Source organism: Bacteroides sp. 2_2_4, assembly GCF_000157055.1.
In the GTDB taxonomy this organism is placed as follows: Bacteria; Bacteroidota; Bacteroidia; order Bacteroidales; family Bacteroidaceae; genus Bacteroides; species Bacteroides ovatus.
In genome coordinates, this window is record NZ_EQ973359.1 from 128,085 (window position 1) to 147,800 (window position 19,716).

The window sequence follows — 19,716 nt, forward strand, 5'->3', positions numbered from 1 at the left end:
TGGGAATCTGCTTGAGTATTCAGGAATATAAAGACATAGAAAACACCTTAATCGAGGCACGTAAAAAAGCAGAAGAAAGCGATCGTCTTAAAATGGCATTTTTAGCCAATATGAGTCATGAAATCCGTACGCCGCTGAATGCAATAGTCGGCTTTTCTGATGTTATAGGTTCTACTTATGATGAGTTAAGTGAAGAGGAACGTGCCGATTTCGTGCGACTAATCAGCATCAATAGCGAACATTTAGTACGATTGATTGACGATATACTTGATTTGTCCAAGATTGAATCAAACACTATCAAGTTTACTTATTCCAATTACTCCCTCAAATCCATAATGAAGGATATAGAGAAAGAGCAGGTCGTGAAAAATGTGCCGGAAATCGAAATAAAAGCAGTCTTGCCGGATGATGATATTTACATAACTACTGACGCTACACGCTTGAAACAAGTAATATGCAATTTCATAAATAATGCCCGGAAATTTACAGAAGAAGGATATATTCATTTCGGTTTTATGGTTAATCCGGAAAATGACGATTCAGTTTGTCTGTTTGTGGAGGATACGGGGGAAGGTATTCCCCAAGAATGCCAGAAAGAAATATTCGACCGTTTTTATAAAGTCAATACTTTCAAGCAGGGTACGGGGTTGGGACTCTCTATCTGCAAAACGATTGTAGAACATCTGCAAGGGAGTATTTCTGTTGTATCGGAAGTAGGAAGAGGCAGCCGTTTTACCGTTACATTACCACTCGAAAAACAGCCGGTGGAAGCTTAATGTCCTCTGTATTCCTGTGGGGTAACACCCGTATGTTGCTTAAAAAACTTATTGAAGAAAGAGATATTATTAAATCCCAAAGATAAGGCTATATTCTTCACCGGTTCATTGGTTGACTTCAGCCGGGATTTGGCATCCATCAGAATGATGGAAGCTATGACTTCTAAAGGAGTGTTTCCTGCAACCTTTTTTATTGTTGAACAGAAATGCGGCAAGCTAAGTCCTAGATGTTCGGCATAAAAAGAGGTTCCGTGATGAATAGTATAATATTTCATGACCAATTGCAAAAATTCCTGATAAATCTCGTACTTTCTTGACTGGGAAGATAAATACAAGTTATTTTGCATTTTATAGATTTCAGTGGCTCCCTGAAGGAACATGGTAAGAACCGCCTTTACTATTTCCTTGTTTGCCAATGTTTTTGGAGAAGCATACGAAAGAATTGACGATTCATAGAACATTTTATAACTGCAAGCCTGCAATGGAGATAATCTTATTATCGGATTTTCCATAATTATAGGGAGAAGATGTTCTGTAGACTTCATTAGATTTATACCCTCTATGAATCCGGATGAGAACCCGGCATAATAGATATGAATATCCGGTGAAAAATCAAGAATTTCCATAAAATATCCGGGCGGTAAGGTTATCAAATCATTTTCACCAATATTTTGAAGATTCCCATTGATTGTCGTTTGCATTATCCCTTTTACACAAAGAATGAAAAAACCGGCTTTTACCCTGCAAGGAAAGTTTTTATACCTTTTTAATAAATTTATCCCATACCCTTCTCCAACCATATAATCAGACGGCAAATCAAAATTAGGTAAATCGCTCTCCATTGTGTTATTTTGTTTTTGATTTCAAATATAGGGATTATTTGAAGTTTCTCCCTCGAATAATTAAAATCAGAACATCGAATCTTAAAAAAATAACATCTATATTTTATTTATAAGAAAGTATCAGAATATGAAAAGCAGGACACCGGAAGTATATTCAAACTTCTTAATGTCCCGCTTCTATTTTTCTGTTTATATGTGTGTTTTTCTAAAAAACTTATTGAACATCCAATGCATCGAATGCCAGACCGTCCATATTTTCTGCCGAAAGTAATACTTTGTAATGTCCGGCATTGATAAAGGTTCCGGTAGTGGTGCTCATCATCTTCCATTTATCCGGTGTTTCCGGGAAGTTCAATACGTCCTCTTTCAATACTACTCCTTTTGAATCAATGAATTTCATCAAGACAGGTATTGGTTTTCCGGTAGTGTTCATATATTTAAAGCGAAGGGCGTACACTTGTGCCAACCCGGTAGAAACATTCCATTCAATGCTGTTGCTTTTTCCTTTACCAAAAAACACTCCGAACTGTTTGCGATGTTCTTTCTTTTGGAATTTGCCTTTCAGTACAGCCATTTCCGCTCCGTATGATATACTGACACGAGTATTTTTATCTTCCGGAAGTAACTCTTTCAGAGTCTTTTCCATCACTTCTTTATCCGCCTTTTCCCAACTCCAACCGGATGCAGGGAATATCTTCGGTTTCAGTTCCTGATCTGTGCTGGCGATAGCAATGCCTGAAATCAAGGCTTGTCCTGCTTTCACTTCCGGGAAATGAATTTTCAACATCCCACCTTTCACTGTGGCATATACCACTTTCTTACAAACTCCATCGTGACCGCTTTCAGCCCAAATATCCAAGTCATCTAATACAACAGAATCATTCACGGCAACATCGAATATGCGCAGTCCTTCACAGTCGGCAGAAGCGCTTCCGCCCGTGCCATGCCAAGGCTCTGTGAAATACAGTTCAATACGATATGTTCCGTCTGCCACAGGGAAACGATATTCCAGCTGATGACGTCCGAAGCGGAAATATTGGAATAACGTCCAGTCACGAGTGCCGCGAATCGGATCATTGGTGGTACGTTGACTGGCAAGATAAGGATTCAGGTCCTTGAAATTCTCCGCCCATGAACGGGAATAATTCGTATTGTCCTGCAACCATAACTGTCCGAAACTATCTGTATAATCATCCCCTCCACAGTTGAGACGATACAGATAATTATATCCTGCCTCTCCTTTCAATATCTTTTTATCATCCTGATAAAGAAGTTCGAAGTTAGGGGCTTGTTCCAGGCCATTCAATAGGATCAGGTCTTCTGCCACCGGTTTACCTTTATAATAGCCTACTGCACGAAGCACGTTATAACGAATATCCCGGTTTTCCCACATAAAATGAGTGCCTGTTCCGTTGTTCTTTTTACGTCCGAGGAAGGTTTCCTTTTCATTTGTCAGATCGTTGTATAGCAATACAGAATCACAATTGCTGTAAGCCTCGATAGTGGCACGGCGACGTCCTTTTTCAAAGCGGTTGGCCCATGTATGTGATACCAGGTAAACCATCGGGTCTTTTGCAGCCGGAACATAGTTGGCGCGATACATATAATATACGTCCAACGGTTCTTCCCACGGAGTAACCAATCCTTTATAATTGAACGGACCTACTTTATCTATCTTGCGATACGCTTCATCCGGTTGGCGGCGTCCGGGATTGTCATGACTGCTGTATATCCATTGGAATTGTCCGCAAACACTATCTTTAGCCTGTTCTGCCAAACGGATTTTAGTTTCCATCAGCTGACACATACGGTCTTCACTCCACACTCCGTTCACCTGGAAATCTCCCGGCTCCGTATGTAGGTCGATGCTTCTCCACGCTCCATATTCTCCGTTCAACAATTGGTTTGCTTGAGAGAGCTCACGACCGTATTTCGTCACATCTCCTCCATACGTACCACTCCAATTTTGAATCACATTCCAGTCTGTACCCTCACCGCCATTACAGGTTGTTATGACACGCATTGTCTTTGCAGTCGGATCCATCTCCCGAATAATATCACTGCACTCCTGTGCAAACTCACGAGGCAAAGTGCTTTCATTCTGCAATCCCCACATCACCACTGACGGAGAATTACGACGTTCTTTCACCCATTGACGAAGCAACTTTTTAAAGTTCTCACGAAACTCCGGAGTGTCATACCACACGTGGGCGGAAAATTGTGTCCAAAACAAGATTCCCTCTTCATCCCAGTATTTTTGATAATCGAGATGATGGGGCTGATGAGCATCCCGGAACGCATTGAAACCGGCTGCACGTATCTGTTTTACCCTTGCGGCAACCTGTTCATTACTGAACGCATGGCTTTGTCCGAACTGATGCTCATACTCACATACTCCATTGATAAACACCGGCTTTCCATTCAGGTAAAAACGTCCGTCTCCATCGTTTCGTTTTACCGGCCAGCTAATGGTACGAATACCGAAGGGTGTCGAAATTTCATCCGTTGTCTTCGTATCGCGCTTAATCATGCTAGCCAATTTATAGAGATATGGATTTTCTGTATTCCACAAGACAGGATTCTCAACAGGAGCCTGCTGGCGAATCACTTTCATTTCTCCCGGAGCTAAAGTTACTTTTTCAACCAAACGGAAAACTTGTTTTCCATCGGCATTGCTTAGTTTATTGACTAACTCTACCGTTTCTGTTGTTTTACTATAATTCTTAACCTCTGTTTCTACAAATACGTTAGCAGCCTTTTCGTCATTCCAAATATGTACACCGAAAGGTTCTATGCGAATCTCATCCGTTACTTCCAATACCACAGGACGGAAGATACCTAACGGTTGGGAACCCTCACTGAATCCCCATTCCGATGAACATCCTCCACATACCCAAGGCATATCGGCAATCATTTCAGGATGCTCGGCTTTCACTTCCAGGCGATTTACTCCCTGTTTCAATTCATCTGTGACATCCAAAGTCAACGTAGTGCGCCCTATGGGATGACGACCGAAGTCCTTTCCGTTCACTGTAATGGTGGCGTATGTACCCACTCCTTCAAAGCGAAGGAAATATTTTTTAAGTTGAGAGTTGAGAGTTGAGAATTGAGAGTTGTTGAGGGTGAAGTCCTTTTTGTAAAGAACGGTTCCGTGAAGATTGCCATGAGTCAATTGACGATACCCATAATAATCATCCCAGTTATGAGGTATATTCACAGTCTTTTCACTCTCAACTCTCAACTTTCCATTCTCAACTCTCCAAGTTTTCCAGCCTTCATTTAATTCAATAATTTGCCGGCGGTTCTTGATTTCCGGTTTCGGGAAACGGACAGCCGAACGTCCCATCGGCTTACTGGTAGCAATGGCAATGCCACGTTGCTCTGCGTTGTTTACCGCACAATAGAAATGATAAACCACTCCGTCATGTTTCACCACATAGCTCTTATGAGCAAACAGTTCATCGTAGTTCTTGGAGGGGATAATCAGGTCGGCCCCTTTCCAGTCGGTCCAGTTCACTAAATCATAGCTGGCGGCAAATGTATTGAATGCTTTATATTTACGCGAAGGTTCAAAAGCAGAGAAATAAAACATCACATACACATCTCCCATCTTTTGGATATGCGCATCTCCTGTAATGGTTCCATCAGCTTCATGCGCAAAGACCGGATTTCCGGAGTAGCGTTTCCATGTTTTCATATCTTTGGAAAGCGCAATGCCGACACGTTCGCCCTTTAAATTCGTTTCCGGATGATGCCCGCCCGCGTTGTAATACATCACAAACGGAGCTCCCAATGTTTTATCTTTATCCCAATAAACGGTACTCTTATATTGAGTCAGTTTTTCCCACCATTGGGCATCTTTATCATGGATGCTCAAAATCGGTTTGTCCAGAGATTCCCATTCATGTGCCGTAGAAATATCTCCTTTCGTCCATGCCAGTCCGACATAAAGCGGAGCTTTTACAGCTTCGTAGCCTGTTCCTTCACCGCCGATATAAGTCATCCAATGGCGACCTTTATAAGTCTGAAGCTCATAGCTTCCACCCCATTCCATATCCGGCAATGCAGGAAATCCGCCACGCTGATTGCAGTCCCATTTTTCATCCCGATAAGAAAGAATCCGTCCCAAAGTGCGCCATTCGAGCAAATTATCACTTTCTGCTATCCACGTTTCGTAACCACGACCATCGGTTCCACCTTTGCCGTTGTAAACCACATAAGTCATCAGCCACTTGTCTCCCTGGCGAAAAACGGTAGGACAATCAATCTTATGATAATTGTCTGCCGGGGCAACTGCGAGCCCGTACTTGTATGGTGTCTTTACTTCCTCGTAAATCTGCTCCATTCGTTCTTGCGGAACTTCCCGTTGCGCATATAGAGAGAAAGTGGTGGCTATACTAAAAACTGCCAGCAATAACTTCTTCATGATACTTTTTCTAATCGTTTAATACTTAATATTTCACCACAGAGGACACGGAGGACGCAGAGGTTTATTATTTTTATCCACTATAGAGTAACAAAGAGTCTTACGTATTTATAATCGTATGTATCGCTCTGTTTTACTTGCGGAAAAGAGAGAGAAGAACTCTGTGTCCTCCGTGTCCTCTGTGGTGAAATATAAATTCTCATTAATAAAACAACCAATCCATCGTTTCTTCATCCCCGGCAAGCCCGGCATTACGCACTTTCGTTTCTGCAGCCGTGAATCCCAACACTTGCAGATAGCCTTTGGGTAATATCAACGTATGCTTTCCAGCCGGAAAACTATATGCATGCACATTTGCCAAAGGCATTCCATTGATACGGACAGCATTCGTCAATACAGGTTCCGCCTGACCGTAATCATTGGCTGACGCATCGATTTCCAGTTTCGGAGCTTTTGCATACTTTTTCTGGTCGTCTTTGAAATAAGCGACTAACAATTTCACCGGAGCATCCGTTTCGAAAGTGATGCTTGTGCCTTTCTCTCTCTGCTCATTTCCATTAAAGCGGAGCGCCTTCATTCCTTTCAATTCCGGAGCTACTGCTTCTATCTTACCTGGAACATCCACAAATAAAGAAATACCCTCATCTACTTTCACTGTCGGATAATTAGAGATCAGTTTCACGTTTGCAGGAGTCCAGGCAGCAATCTCGACAGTTTCAGTCACTGCGTTTCCATTCTGTTTTTCTTTCAACAAAGCGAGGTTGGCTTTGAAATTCTCCAATTCCTTCTCATAGTGTACCAGCAGTTCTTTCCAAGTCTTGTTCTTTCCATCATCTCCACCGATAGGAATACGACGTTGGGCAGTCTGCATACTGTTGGCGTACAAGTAATGTTCGTTCGTCAGTTCCACCAATTTGCGATAGTGTTCCAAGCTTTGTTCCATCAAAGGAATAGCTTCTTCAAGATTCTTAATCTCTTTTCCCCATTGATAATCCAGTACCAGTTTGGCAGCTTTCACTTTCAGGTTGAACGCATACGCAAATTCACGATAACAATTCATATCATTCTGCAAACGTGCAAATTCATCCTTATTTGAAGAGACGGAACCTGCTGCTTTATCGATAGCCGCTACCGCTTTATCTCCATGTTCTATTACTTGAGCAACAATATCCAAAGGCATTTCACCTACATGAGGTTGCTTTTTCCATTCTTTCTCTACATACTCTATCAACTTCTCCCCTTCCGGTCCGCAACTTTCATAGAATCCCGGATAGATCGTATATTTGTACGGGTTGACAAGCTGACTCATAAACATACCCAGCAATAACGTTTGGCGATTTCCTTCTGTGATACCGAAACGACGCAATAACTTCGGAGCAATCTCACCGCTTTCTTCATAAGCTACACGGATATTGCTTGCATTTTCGTCAGATGTTCCGTAGAATTTGCCTAACTGATGGTTCCAGTAACCCATTTCATCTGTACGGTCGCGATGGCAGTTCCACGCATAGCGTCCCCAGGTCTGATACCAAATCCAGTCACGATCCAATTGGAACTCTCGCTCATTGTTCGGCAATTTATCAGCAGTATAAGGCCAATCCCAATATGAAGCCTGCGGATAAAGGTGCAACGCATTGGCACCGTGTACATTGTGCATGGCAGTGACCGCCTTTTGTACGAAATCCGGAGAACCCCAGCGGAACGGTTCCAAATTTGCCAGGATATGTACGTTACTGATATGAATGGAACCCAACGAACTCAAATCCGTATGAATTTTCGACCAGGGACCACGAGGTTCGTAGGTAGTCAACGATTCACCATTATACTTATGCATCGTATAAAGATTCTTATAGAGCGGCAAGGCAGCGTCCATCACCAGTTTGCAGTCCGTGTCGTGCGCACGCAACAAAAGAGGCGGTTCATCCGTACGTCCCAATGCCTGTAATCCGTCTTTCACTCCCGGAATAATTGTTTTAGTAAACCATTCCACATCGTCCTCCACTGTACACATCGCTTCGCCCAAACAAACAAGTAATCCTACATTGGGATATTTTTCAATGAAAGCGGCAATACTCTTGCGTGTATAATCGGCAATCAGAGGAGTAATAGGACGGTTACGGTCCTGTGTTTTCAGTCCGTAATGTTCAGCAAAAGGTTTGGAAAGAATGATATTATAAAACATCTGTATGACAAAGATACCGCGCTTGTCCGCTTCTTCCGTGAGGAAAGAGAACATTTCTTCATTCATTTTGAAGGTTTCTTCATCTACTTCCAGTGCAAACGGATAATCTTCCAGTTTCACCAATGACGCAAACGGATGGCCATTCCAAAGGTACAGCGAATTCATGCGGTTGGCAACCAACATATCCAAGTATTTAATCCACTGTTCTTTATCATAAAACCAGGGGAAACTTTCCGGCGTATACGGATATTCGTACACACCATGTCCCGGCAGGTAGGTCATCTTCTGTAATCCTACACATGCACCACGCAATACCATTTCAGGACCGTCTTTCAGTTCCTCCGGGAAGTTCAACTTACCATCCGAATCATTCACACGGTCAATCAGTTCACGGCATCCGTAAATGACACCACTCCCATCCCTGCCGGACACTTTGGTCAGATTGCCCGTCGTCGAAATATGAAAACCTTCTTTCTTGAGCGTCGTGTCATTTACTTCCGTCAACAGAATCGTTTTGATTTCGGGATCGGAGAATGTCGTGTCTCCCTGTTGCATCATTACCTGATAACCGGCTTTATCCAAGGTAGTCTGTAACTGCTCCGCACCAAACAGAACACGATTTGACGCATCCGGCGGAGTCATAATCTTCACGGTTTGCCTGCCACACGCTGCCAAAAAAAGTGTGCATGCCGCAAACATGAATAATCTGGTATTTTTCATTCTTCTGATATATATTATAGATTATATAATTCATTTCTTCACTAAGAGAAAGACGAAATAATCCCCTGTTTGTACTCATTCGTCTCTTTTTCCACTTTTCAGCACCAAATTTCCACTTTCATCCTGCTGTGATATGCAAACACCTCATTATTTAAAAGTTATGCTTATCTTTGCCGGCTAGTGTCTTATAATATAAAACAGAAAACAAGAGCAAACAATATGAAAGAACAAACAAATTATGACTATGAAAAATACGTTCAGATAGCACAGATGGCCAAAATGGGATGGTGGGAGTCAGATTTGAAGAATAAAGAATATATCTGCTCTGACTTTATTGTTGACTTACTCGGCCTTGAAAGTAACCGCATCAGTTTCACCGAATTCCACCAAAGAATACGTGAAGACCACCGACTGCGTCTTAAAAATGAATATATGTCTCTTTCTTATCTGGAGACATACGAACAAATGTTCCCAATCCGGGCAAAAGACGGGGAAATATGGGTGTACTCTAAGATTAATTTCCAAAAGCCCGATAAAGAGGGATATAGGAACATGACAGGCTTTCTGCAATATATTGACAGACCGATCGATACTACGAATGGAAACATTGATTTCTTTCAAGTGAGCAATTTGCTTTACCAACAAACTAATATTTCATATTCATTGCTTGCTTTTCTGCAATGTGATGATGTCGCTCAAGTGGTTAACAAGACATTAGGAGATCTTCTTCACCAATTTTTGGGCGATCGTATCTATATCTTCGAAATAAACAGAAAAGAACAACGCCAGGATTGCACTTATGAGGTTACCGCCGAAGGAATATCCAAGGAACAGGAGTTCTTGAGCAATATTCCCTGGGACCCTTCTACCTGGTGGAATCATCAGATAGCTGAAAGAAGGGCTATCATACTGAACACGCTGGACGATATGCCCGAAGAAGCTGCGGAATATCGTCAGACGTTGGAGATGCAGGATATCAAGTCACTGATGGTAGTTCCGCTAATCTCTAAAGAAGAGGTATGGGGCTATATGGGAATTGATATGGTAAGAACGCAGCGTAGCTGGAGCAATGTGGATTATCAATGCTTCTCCTCCCTTGCTAATATTATCAGTATTTGCATCGAATTGCGAAAGTCGGAGTTACAAGCCAAAGAAGATCGTCTAGCTTTGGACAACAGCGAGAAGATATTGAGAAACATCTATAAGAATCTTCCGGCAGGCGTCGAACTTTACGACAAAGACGGTTATCTGGTAGATATTAATGATAAAGAGCTTGAAATATTCGGCTTGTCTGACAAGAATGAGGCATTGGGAGTTAATCTGTTCGATAATCCCAATATTCCTTCAGAGGTTAAAGAGAGATTGAGAGCGAAAGAAGATGTAAATTTCTCCATCAATTATGACTTCTCCAAAATAAATCAATATGTAGATAGCCGGAGAAATGGGATTATTAATCTTAACACTAAAGTTACTGCTCTCTATGATTCTCAAAATCGATTTATCAACTATCTGTTTATCAATATAGATACGACGGAAACGACCAATGCATACACCAAGATACAGGAGTTTGAGAATCTGTTTCTTCTCATCGGTGATTACGCCAAGGTAGGATTTGCTCATTTCAATGTATTGACAAGAGACGGATATGCCCAAGATACATGGTACAGGAATTTGGGAGAGAAAGAAGGTATTCCCATGCCACAGGTTATCGGAGTATATGCACATGTGGTTCCTGAAGATCAGGCTGTTCTGAAAAACTTTGTAGGTGAAGTGAAAACGGGAAAGGCAACCAGTTTGCGTAAAGAAGTTCGTGTATGCAGGGAGAATGGCAAATATACATGGACCAGCATTAACGTAATGGTCAGAGATTATCGTCCGCAAGACGGCATTATTGAGATGTTGTGTATCAATTATGACATCACGCCTTTGAAAGAAACTGAACAGAAATTGATTATTGCCCGTGATAAAGCGGAAGAACTGGATCGTCTGAAATCGGCTTTCCTGGCTAACATGAGCCATGAGATCCGTACTCCTCTCAATGCTATTGTCGGCTTTTCCAGTCTTCTGGCAGAAACGGATAGCAGAAGCGAACGGCAGGAATACATTAAGATTGTGCAAGAGAATAACGAACTTCTCTTACAACTGATATCGGACATTCTCGATCTTTCGAAAATCGAAGCGGGAACATTTAATTTTGTATATACCAATGTGGATGTAAATGAGACGTGTGCTGAAATCATCAAATCAATGAGTATGAAAGTGAGTAAAGGTGTTGAATTGATTTTTGAGGAACCATTCCCGGAATGTTATATCTATACGGATAAAAACAGATTCACCCAAGTAATCAGTAACTTTATAAATAACGCCTTAAAGTTCACCCAACAAGGCTGTATCACCCTGGGATATGAACAAGTATCCCATCAGAAAATAAAATTCTATGTGCGCGACACCGGAATGGGAATACCGGAAGAAAAGCAAAAGAGCGTATTTGAACGTTTTGTGAAGCTGAATACTTTTGTTCAGGGTACAGGACTGGGACTTTCTATCTGTAAGAGCATTGTTTCCCAAATGGGAGGAGAAATTGGCGTGGATTCGACCGAAGGAGTAGGCTCCTGTTTTTGGTTTACACATCCGTATCACGCTGCTGACTAGACTGACTATATGTGAAAGGGGGTATTCAATGAATGATGGTTAATACTTATAATAACGAATAACTTCCAATAAGGAAAAAGAATTGTACCTTTGCATTTTATTATTATCATAGTTATGCAAAAGTATATAGAAACACCCCGTCTGATTCTCCGCGACTGGAAAGAAGAAGACATCCCGTTTTTTGCCCGTATGAATGCCGATCCGAATGTGATGGAGTTTTTTCTTAATTCATTGTCATCGGAAGAATCATTTGCCTTTTATCAGCGTATTCAAAATGAGTTCCAAACCTGTGGCTTCGGTTTGTATGCCGTAGAACGAAAAGAAGATCATGCTTTTATGGGCTATACCGGACTACATCAGATTACATTTGATGTTGACTTTGCTCCGGGCATAGAAATAGGCTGGCGGTTAGCACACGAATATTGGGGACAGGGTTATGCTCCTGAAGCTGCAAATGCATGCTTGGAGTATACGCGCAATAAAACGGATATAAAAGAACTCTTTTCTTTTACTTCCCTCCTCAACCAACGGTCAGAACGTGTAATGCAGAAAATAAGAATGGAACGAGTGAGGGAATTCGATCATCCGCTTGTCCCTGGTGAACATCCGTTGTGCAGACATGTGTTGTATCACATCAAATTTTAAAGAGCTATTGACTTTCCTCTTTTTATTTTGTATATTTGCAATAACCAATTAGCTGACAACAGATATGATATATACAAAAATAAAGACATAAAGAGAATTTTCAGAAACATAAATATGTGTCTGAAAGAATAGAAATGGGGTGGAATCTTTGCGGATTCCACCCCATTTTGTTTAATATATTCGTGTCTACTTAGTGAATTATCCCGAATATCGTTTATTATAAATGTAAGACCCGTTTATAATAAACTGTTTCATTATTTATTAAAAATGCAAAATGAATTCATTAGCATCCTGTATAATAAAAAGAAAACAGTTTAAGAGTAAGAATAGTACGAATACAATATTCACAAATATATCTATACATTTGAGGTGATAAATGAGCTTTACACTAATATTCTTTTCTTCTCATTACTCATAACAGCCCAAACTATAACCATCATTGTATTACTCCATATTATCCGTTTTAGGTCTTAAAAAGTATAATTGTAGTCCTAATGCAAGCGCAACGACGATACTGAGCATAGCAAATCCTTCGCCCAGACTTCCACCGTCTGTCCATTTTCCCAATAATTGAGTTACTGCAGCTCCTGCAAAAACTCCTGTCATATTCATAATACCATATGCCGTCCCTCTATATTTAGCAGAAACGAACTGGCATAGAATAGGCATATTGTTGGCATCGAAAATACCAAAACCGATGCCGAATAACAATCCTGCACCTATTACACTAATGAAACCATGTCCGAAACCTAGCAATAACAGTGCGGGGATGGTCATCCCCAATCCAATTGCCCCTGTATAGACACGTCCGCGGATATTCTTCAGCACCCATCTATCCGACAAGAATCCTCCCAATATTACTCCGACAAATGAAGATAGAGCAATGGTAATCGTAGATATTGGCCCTGCCTGTGACATTGGAATATCCAGATTTTCCGCAAATAGCGTTGGTAACCAGTTTTTTGTAGCCCACCCCGGTAAACTTGGAGCCGCAAAATAAAATAATATCACCCAAAAAGAAATATTTGAAAATAACAGTAATAGCCCTTTTCCAATTGAATTCCCCTTGCTAATGCCATTAGCAACAACTTTTTCTATTTTCATTCGGACAGGATTCTCATGCAGGAAAAAGATAAGAACCACAGAATAAGCAATACCTACAATGCCAAACCAGTGAAAAGTGCTCTGCCAGGAAAATGCAGCGGCTGCCGTAGCTCCAAACCCACCGATTGCCTGACCGACATACAGTCCGGTCATGTGAACTCCAATTGCCAATGAGCGTGATTTGTCCTGATGCCAATCCGCTATCAAGGACAGAGCGGAAGGAATATACAATGCTTCACTAATCCCCATCACTGCACGCAAACCATATAATTGCTCAAACGTCGTGGCATATCCCATCAGGAATGTTACAGCCGACCAAACAAACAAGCTTCCGACGATTAACCATTTACGACTAAGCCTGTCTGCAATAATTCCGGCAACCGGGCTCATAAAGCCGTAAATCCAAAGAAAGACTGCCATTAATGTACCGAAAGCTTCTGCCTTCGTCAGCTCTACAATATCTATTTTCATTGCTTCCTGCATTGTAGAAAGCATCTGTCTATCCATGTAGTTGAGCAACGCTACTACCCAAAGCAACGCAACCACTACCCATGGATAAATATTTTTATTTTTCATGGTAGTTGTATTTAAAAGATTTTTGAGACTGTTTACTTAGACTTTTACTTTAGCTATCAGTTTGCGTATCCAGCCTTTACCGATAGCCGGAGCATGGGGGTCCTCCGGATACACAATGACGAATTGTCCGGGCAAGAGATTGATGAAAGTAGTAGGAACGTCACCATATAGGGCACAATCACTCTTTTTATCATAAGCTTGCCTTTCCACTTTTAATTCTTCCAAGGCTTTCCAACCAATGGTTTCTTTGCCTTCAAGCAATATGTGCACATCAATATAATCGTGATGCAGTTCTAATAAACGCTTTCCTTCAGGAATACATTCAGGATAGATATTATTGACAATCAGATTATCACCATCCAGTCTGATAGTTCCCAGTTCCTCGTGCAACAGATCGTGCGACTTCACATAATCGAAAAGCTGTTTGAACAACGGGTGAAGTTTCTCCACCCGTTGGCTATTTTGTAAATTGGATACAATCATCTTATTTCTTTTTTTATTTCAGACATTATTTCCTCACAAAGCATATATCCTTTTGTCATCATGCGAGGGATATGAAAAGGTCCTTTAAACAAATTTCCTTTTGCCGGCTGGGCGACCGTTCCATCCCGATGCAGATAGCCATACCACTCTCCGTATTCTTTGTCCGGGAAATGTGTATATGTCCACTCGCTGATTTGTTGATGCATCTTCAGGCATTTCTCTTCTTTCGTCATCAGATAGGCATACAGGGTAGCGATAATTGCTTCTGTTTGCGGCCACCAGAATTTCATATCCTGCGCATAGTCCTGCGAAGGAAGATTCCTGCAATCTTTGAAATTGATAATACCGCCGAATTCTTTGTCCCAGCCCCACTCCCATGACCAGTCTAAAATTTTCAGCCCCAGTTCTTTTATGTTTTGATCCCTTCCCCGGAGCTTGGATTCTTCCAGTAAAAACCAAGCTGTTTCGATACAATGCCCCGGATTGATGGTACGTCCCATATTGGAGTCTATAAATTCTCCGTTCGGTCCTACGGTTTCCAATAATGCCTTGAACTCCGGATGTAGGAAATCTTTTTCCAGACAGCTAATGGACTCGTCAATCTGCTGTGTCAGACATTCGTCTTGAATAGCTTCCCTGATTCGGGAAGCTACATTTATCAATATCATGGTGATGGAATGTCCTTTCATGGGGAGCGTATCTGTATATTTGGGAGCAAGCAGCCCAGGAGTTTGCAGGAAATATTGCATACGTTTGAACAGTTCGAGTGCCTTCACCGCATACGTCTTATCCCCCGACGCTATCGAATATTCGGACATCGCTATGGCTGCAAATGACTCGGAGAAAATGTAACGGCGCTTACGTAAAGGGCGACCGTCCGCTGTCACTTCAAAGTACATACGCCCATCCGAATCAAAGCAATACTTCTCTATAAAGTCTAGTGTGCTTTTTGCGGCTTGCAGCCATGCCGGGTTCTTTTCTATATGATTATAGGCATAGGAACAAGTAAATGCAAAACGCCCCTGAAACCAAACGGATTTTGTACTATCCATTAATGCACCGTCGCGATCTACACAAGTATATATACCACCATTCACTCTATCCAGTCCATACTTTATCCAAAAGGGCATGATATTATTCAGCATATCATCCTTATAGGTATTAGCCCATTGTTGTATATAGTCAGTAATATTCTTCATACATCCTCCTGTTAGAATTTATTGCAACGTTCGAAGAACCGGATTTCTTCCAGCTCCGCTTTCATTTGTTTTTCTTCGTCAGCGGTCATGTTTTGGAAAGGAGTACGGTTGCCGCCCAAATCAAGTCCGATAAGCTTCATGATACGTTTGCCACCAACAATATTCCCACGGAAATGGCAGATTACGTTAATCACTTCCTGAGAGAAGTTTTGCAATTCACGGGCTTTCTCTAATTCACCGGCTTTCCAAGCATCAATGATACCTACCAGGTTTATACCGTTATAGTTGGTTGTTCCACCGATTCCGCCTTGCGCCCCTCCCATTGCGAGACAAGGAAGAATGGTTTCATCCTGCCCGTGAAGCATATCGAACTTGCCGTCTTTATACAAACGACATTGATTGTATTCATACAGGCTTTCGAAGGTATATTTGATTCCCGTAAAATTGGGAATACGGTTTTCAACAGCTTTCAGGAAAGCAAGCATCGATAAGAATGCTCCATTGAATGCAGGAATGTGATAATAATAGAAGGGCAGCTTCGGTGCTCCGGCAGCGATTTCTTCGCAGTACTTTACCAATTCTTCTATTCGTCCTATTTTCGGGAAAGGAGGTGCCATTGCACCAATTCCCCAAGCTCCGATTTTCTGGGCATGTTCCGCCAGCATCCGGCTTGACTTTACGCAGCAACTCCCCACGTGTACAATAACCTTAAAACCATCCGGTGCAACTTCCATCCAACGTTCTGCCAACTTCATTCGTTCTTCATCAGTCAACATATACCCTTCTCCAGAAGAACCGTTGATGAAAACACCTTTCAAGCCATTTTTTACAAGTAGCTTTGCATAGGCTTCGATTGGTTCATAATTTACTTCTCCATTTTCATAAAACGGAGTAAAAGGAGCATTGATTAATCCTATAATCTTTTCCATAATACAGTTTCTTTTTTTAAGTTTAATATATTTAGTTATTTTTCAATTTATCCATGGGGGTATCTATACCCTCGTCTGATAGTCCCGGTCCTCCACCGCCGGTATATCCACCACTTTCGCCTGTTTGCCATGCCGAAATCCAAAATGCATAGATATCCGCCTGATTCAGATAAAACTTCAACCGGACTGTTTTCCCCACCAGTGATGTTACGCCTGGATGTTTTTCCCATGAAATCATCTGTTTCGTTTTATCCGATTTTTTCATTGATATGCAGTCTTTCTTTGTAAATCCTTCCATTGGCTGACCGTTATCATCCAACACTTCTACCGCTAAAGTTCCCTTCACATCTGCATTTACAAACAAATAGTTTCCATTTGCCGGAATCTGAGTTTTTATTTCTATATATCCTTCTTTTCTTCCTGCCCGCATCGAAACAAAACCATCACGACGAAGCATCGCAAGTCCTGTGGCAAAATTGGAATCATGTTTCGGCTTGCTGTTATAGCGTCCACTGACATAAAAATAAAGAGAGTCTCCGACTATCAGAGGGCTACCCGCAGTAGACTGTACATTGCCTGCATTCCATGCATGAAAGTCCTCACTGACAGGAAGAAATGGTTTCTTGTTTTCCCGGTTCCAATGAAAACCGTCTTTGCTCCAACCTATCAGGACTTCATTCCTTTTTTGAATGTTCAGACTGTCACAAACATTGTTCTCCGGTCCCTGCCAAACGGTGAAGTAGCCTAATATACAGCCCTCATACGGCATTGCTTCATGATTGTATATCTGTGGACGCAGTTCGGGAAATTGAGGATGACGCGGGTCATCGGCATCGGCATTAAACCAATAACGGATAAACTTATCACTCTTGTTGTCATATATCCTATGTGCCAGGCTAACCAGCATTTCCGGATCTTCATGTTCCAAATAATTGCGTGAACGCCTATACACTCCATTTATGGTTTTCAATGACAGGACATATTTCTTGCGAAACGGGTCGTAATAAGCCGCACAACGGTCGTACAATTCTCCCGAAAGAGCTTTCGGCTCACTCCAATGGATTCCGTCAGAAGAATATTTGAGTTTCATGCTGACTGTGAAGCGATTATTAAATTCTACAACAAACATTTTATAACGCTTCGTCCGGTCTTTCTCAAATTTATCAAGCAACACGGAAACGCAATCATGCTCTAATGTATCTACGATATTGGTTCTCGGAACAACGTCCAGCTCCGGTTTTATCCAGACTTTCCCGTCGGACGACTCTGCATAGCAAGTGACGAGTCCTAATAACTTTCCGCCACCGGCAGAATACCACATCTTGAATTTATGTTCTTCTTCATCATACCATACGCCACCGCTGAATGGAGCGGCATAAGGGTCGCCATTTATATTCAATTCCCATTTTTTATCAGCTTTCAAAACAGGATTGCCAGAATAATAGATGGGCGAATGATGTATTCGTTGCAGATTTGTTTTCTCAATGAATGTTGTATCCACAAAAAGGATACGTCCTGTTTGCCCGCATACCGAAACATTGCACATTAATAATAAGAAAACTGCCAATAAAGAATATTTCTTCATAATCGTCGACATTTTAAACTACTTACTTTTGCAAACCTGTCCGTTGCGGATTCTGGCCTTTCATCGGCCATCCAGAGTTCGCATAGGAAGTAGCTCCAGATGAGATACATACCATATCAGATGCACCTGCAACAGCTTCAATGCCGACATATAAATATCCTCTTGAATCCATTACCGGACTGGAAGTACATTTAACGCCTAACTCTGCGGATGCAAGTAAACTACCGTCTTGTTTCACTATATAATAGACGGCTTTGTTCGAGATGATATGGATATATCCTCTGTTATCGATGATTGGTACGCAGTTGTTAACGTCCTCCGTTGTAGCATAATGCCATTTTAAAGAACCGTCCGAATTCAAAGCGAAAACACCTGCCGAAGCTTCACCGGCAACAGCATTTCCACCGTTGGCATAAAGCGTTCCATCCGTACCAATCACAACACCACCGTTGACAATGGCTCCCGGAGTCTTGTACACCCATTTTTCCGTTCCGTCAGGATTCAGAGCTATGATAGCGCCACCTGATGTCAGTTCGGCTATGGTATAAATGGTTCCATCCGCTCCTATCGTATAAGAATTTCCTTTCAATGCTGTACCACCCAAATCTTTCTGATAGACAAACTTTTGAGTACCGGTAGCAAAATCATAACCGAAATATCCCGTATTCTTGGAAGAGCCGAAATAGACAGTTCCGTCTTTGGACAGAGACATACCGGACAACACTTCTACATCTAAAGCTATTTCTTTGACTATATCACCGGCAGGACTTAATACGATTATTTTCTTTCCTCTATGTCCGAAGTAAATATTACCGGATGCATCAATAGCCGGAGTGACAGCATACAAATTAGAATCGGCAGCTTTGTATGCCCATTTTCTGCTACCATTACTTCCTACAGCAAATAAAAACAAAGCACGGGGGTGTTCAGCAGTAGCTGGCTTCAAATCACGAACCACAATATACACATCTCCATTCGGTCCTACTGCCGGACTTGCATATACCATACTTGCCCCTCCGCCCGGATTCAGTTCATTCATATTGGCAGTTACGTCAAATGCCCATTTCTGTGTTCCGTTTTCTGTATCATAAGCATAAAGTTTCACGTCAAATGCTCCTGTGGAAGTCTGGTCGGTAATCATATAAACCGTTTTACCGTCAGCCGACAATGCGGGTGAGACTGTACTTTCAATAGGTCCGCCCATTTCTTTCTGCCACATTACATTGATTGCTTTAGCCGGGTCTAAGATGGTAAGGTCCTTCTTAGCTGTGGCGCTCAAGCCGTTATCATCAGTCACCGTCAGTTTAATGGTAAATGTACCGTCCGACGGATAAACGAAAGTTGGATTCTGTTCCGTCGAGACGGATTTTTTTGCATCGCCAAACTCCCATAACCATGCTACTATCCGGCTTCCTTCATCGGGTATGGAAGCATCTTTAAAAACAGCAGTCTGTCCCAGTTCATACATATTCTCACCAATGGTGAAGTCTGCCTTTGCCGCAGTGTGATAATATACTTTATCCTCTTCGCAAGAAGAAAATGCAAGAATACAAATCAATGATAATAAATAAGCTAATCTGTTCATAGTATTCATTTT

The 19,716-nt window shown here is 41.7% G+C and carries 12 protein-coding genes; 3 read left to right on the top strand and 9 right to left on the bottom strand.

Annotated features, from left to right (window positions below; translation table 11 throughout):
- Positions 1 to 776, top strand: a 776-nt coding sequence (locus BSCG_RS16570) for a sensor histidine kinase (RefSeq protein WP_032849467.1), incomplete at its 5' end; no start/stop codon positions are given.
- Here BSCG_RS16570 and BSCG_RS16565 read toward each other — a convergent pair.
- The 3 genes from BSCG_RS16565 to BSCG_RS16555 form a co-directional block, all read right to left on the bottom strand.
- Complete coding sequence (locus BSCG_RS16565; protein ID WP_004306159.1) at positions 773 to 1,618, bottom strand: helix-turn-helix domain-containing protein; 846 nt, start codon at positions 1,616 to 1,618, stop codon at positions 773 to 775. The two genes, BSCG_RS16570 and BSCG_RS16565, sit on opposite strands and share 4 nt — an antisense overlap.
- Before the next feature lie 214 nt (positions 1,619 to 1,832).
- Positions 1,833 to 6,044, bottom strand: a complete 4,212-nt coding sequence (locus tag BSCG_RS16560; RefSeq protein WP_008775726.1) for a malectin domain-containing carbohydrate-binding protein — start codon at positions 6,042 to 6,044, stop codon at positions 1,833 to 1,835.
- Positions 6,045 to 6,246: 202 nt separating this feature from the next.
- Positions 6,247 to 8,946: a hypothetical protein gene (locus tag BSCG_RS16555; protein ID WP_032849468.1), complete on the bottom strand. Its 2,700-nt coding sequence runs from the start codon at positions 8,944 to 8,946 to the stop codon at positions 6,247 to 6,249.
- Between the two features lie 219 nt (positions 8,947 to 9,165).
- On the opposite strand from BSCG_RS16555, the gene BSCG_RS16550 reads away from it, so the two are divergent.
- Positions 9,166 to 11,598, top strand: a complete 2,433-nt coding sequence (locus tag BSCG_RS16550; RefSeq protein ID WP_008775729.1) for an ATP-binding protein — start codon at positions 9,166 to 9,168, stop codon at positions 11,596 to 11,598.
- Positions 11,599 to 11,712: 114 nt separating this feature from the next.
- Positions 11,713 to 12,243: a GNAT family N-acetyltransferase gene (locus BSCG_RS16545; RefSeq protein ID WP_008775730.1), complete on the top strand. Its 531-nt coding sequence runs from the start codon at positions 11,713 to 11,715 to the stop codon at positions 12,241 to 12,243.
- A gap of 444 nt (positions 12,244 to 12,687) precedes the next feature.
- On the opposite strand, the gene BSCG_RS16540 is transcribed toward BSCG_RS16545, so the two are convergent.
- Genes BSCG_RS16540 through BSCG_RS16515 form a run of 6 tightly spaced genes read right to left on the bottom strand, consistent with a single transcriptional unit; the run spans position 12,688 to position 19,713 of the window.
- Positions 12,688 to 13,923, bottom strand: a complete 1,236-nt coding sequence (locus BSCG_RS16540) for an MFS transporter (RefSeq protein ID WP_008775731.1) — start codon at positions 13,921 to 13,923, stop codon at positions 12,688 to 12,690.
- Between the two features lie 36 nt (positions 13,924 to 13,959).
- The gene (locus BSCG_RS16535; protein ID WP_004296059.1) at positions 13,960 to 14,406 is read right to left on the bottom strand and encodes a YhcH/YjgK/YiaL family protein; all 447 of its coding nucleotides are present in this window, start codon (positions 14,404 to 14,406) and stop codon (positions 13,960 to 13,962) included.
- The gene (locus BSCG_RS16530) at positions 14,403 to 15,605 is read right to left on the bottom strand and encodes an AGE family epimerase/isomerase (RefSeq protein ID WP_008775732.1); all 1,203 of its coding nucleotides are present in this window, start codon (positions 15,603 to 15,605) and stop codon (positions 14,403 to 14,405) included. Before BSCG_RS16530 ends, BSCG_RS16535 begins: the two co-directional genes overlap by 4 nt.
- An 11-nt stretch (positions 15,606 to 15,616) precedes the next feature.
- A complete protein-coding gene (locus tag BSCG_RS16525; RefSeq protein WP_008775733.1) occupies positions 15,617 to 16,534 on the bottom strand; it encodes a dihydrodipicolinate synthase family protein in 918 nt (305 codons plus the stop codon).
- Between the two features lie 31 nt (positions 16,535 to 16,565).
- Positions 16,566 to 18,119 (bottom strand): hypothetical protein, encoded by a 1,554-nt coding sequence (locus tag BSCG_RS16520; protein ID WP_032849470.1) that lies wholly within the window; start codon positions 18,117 to 18,119, stop codon positions 16,566 to 16,568.
- Positions 18,120 to 18,141: 22 nt separating this feature from the next.
- Positions 18,142 to 19,713: a PQQ-binding-like beta-propeller repeat protein gene (locus BSCG_RS16515; protein ID WP_008775735.1), complete on the bottom strand. Its 1,572-nt coding sequence runs from the start codon at positions 19,711 to 19,713 to the stop codon at positions 18,142 to 18,144.
- Positions 19,714 to 19,716 lie beyond the last annotated feature (3 nt).

Excerpts from the sequence above, each read along its gene's own strand:
- BSCG_RS16565 (WP_004306159.1), bottom strand. The coding sequence starts at position 1,618 with ATGGAGAGCGATTTACCTAATTTTGATTTGCCGTCTGATTATATGGTT.
- BSCG_RS16560 (WP_008775726.1), bottom strand. The coding sequence starts at position 6,044 with ATGAAGAAGTTATTGCTGGCAGTTTTTAGTATAGCCACCACTTTCTCT.
- BSCG_RS16555 (WP_032849468.1), bottom strand. The coding sequence starts at position 8,946 with ATGAAAAATACCAGATTATTCATGTTTGCGGCATGCACACTTTTTTTG.
- BSCG_RS16550 (WP_008775729.1), top strand. The coding sequence starts at position 9,166 with ATGAAAGAACAAACAAATTATGACTATGAAAAATACGTTCAGATAGCA.
- BSCG_RS16545 (WP_008775730.1), top strand. The coding sequence starts at position 11,713 with ATGCAAAAGTATATAGAAACACCCCGTCTGATTCTCCGCGACTGGAAA.
- BSCG_RS16540 (WP_008775731.1), bottom strand. The coding sequence starts at position 13,923 with ATGAAAAATAAAAATATTTATCCATGGGTAGTGGTTGCGTTGCTTTGG.
- BSCG_RS16535 (WP_004296059.1), bottom strand. The coding sequence starts at position 14,406 with ATGATTGTATCCAATTTACAAAATAGCCAACGGGTGGAGAAACTTCAC.
- BSCG_RS16530 (WP_008775732.1), bottom strand. The coding sequence starts at position 15,605 with ATGAAGAATATTACTGACTATATACAACAATGGGCTAATACCTATAAG.
- BSCG_RS16525 (WP_008775733.1), bottom strand. The coding sequence starts at position 16,534 with ATGGAAAAGATTATAGGATTAATCAATGCTCCTTTTACTCCGTTTTAT.
- BSCG_RS16520 (WP_032849470.1), bottom strand. The coding sequence starts at position 18,119 with ATGAAGAAATATTCTTTATTGGCAGTTTTCTTATTATTAATGTGCAAT.
- BSCG_RS16515 (WP_008775735.1), bottom strand. The coding sequence starts at position 19,713 with ATGAATACTATGAACAGATTAGCTTATTTATTATCATTGATTTGTATT.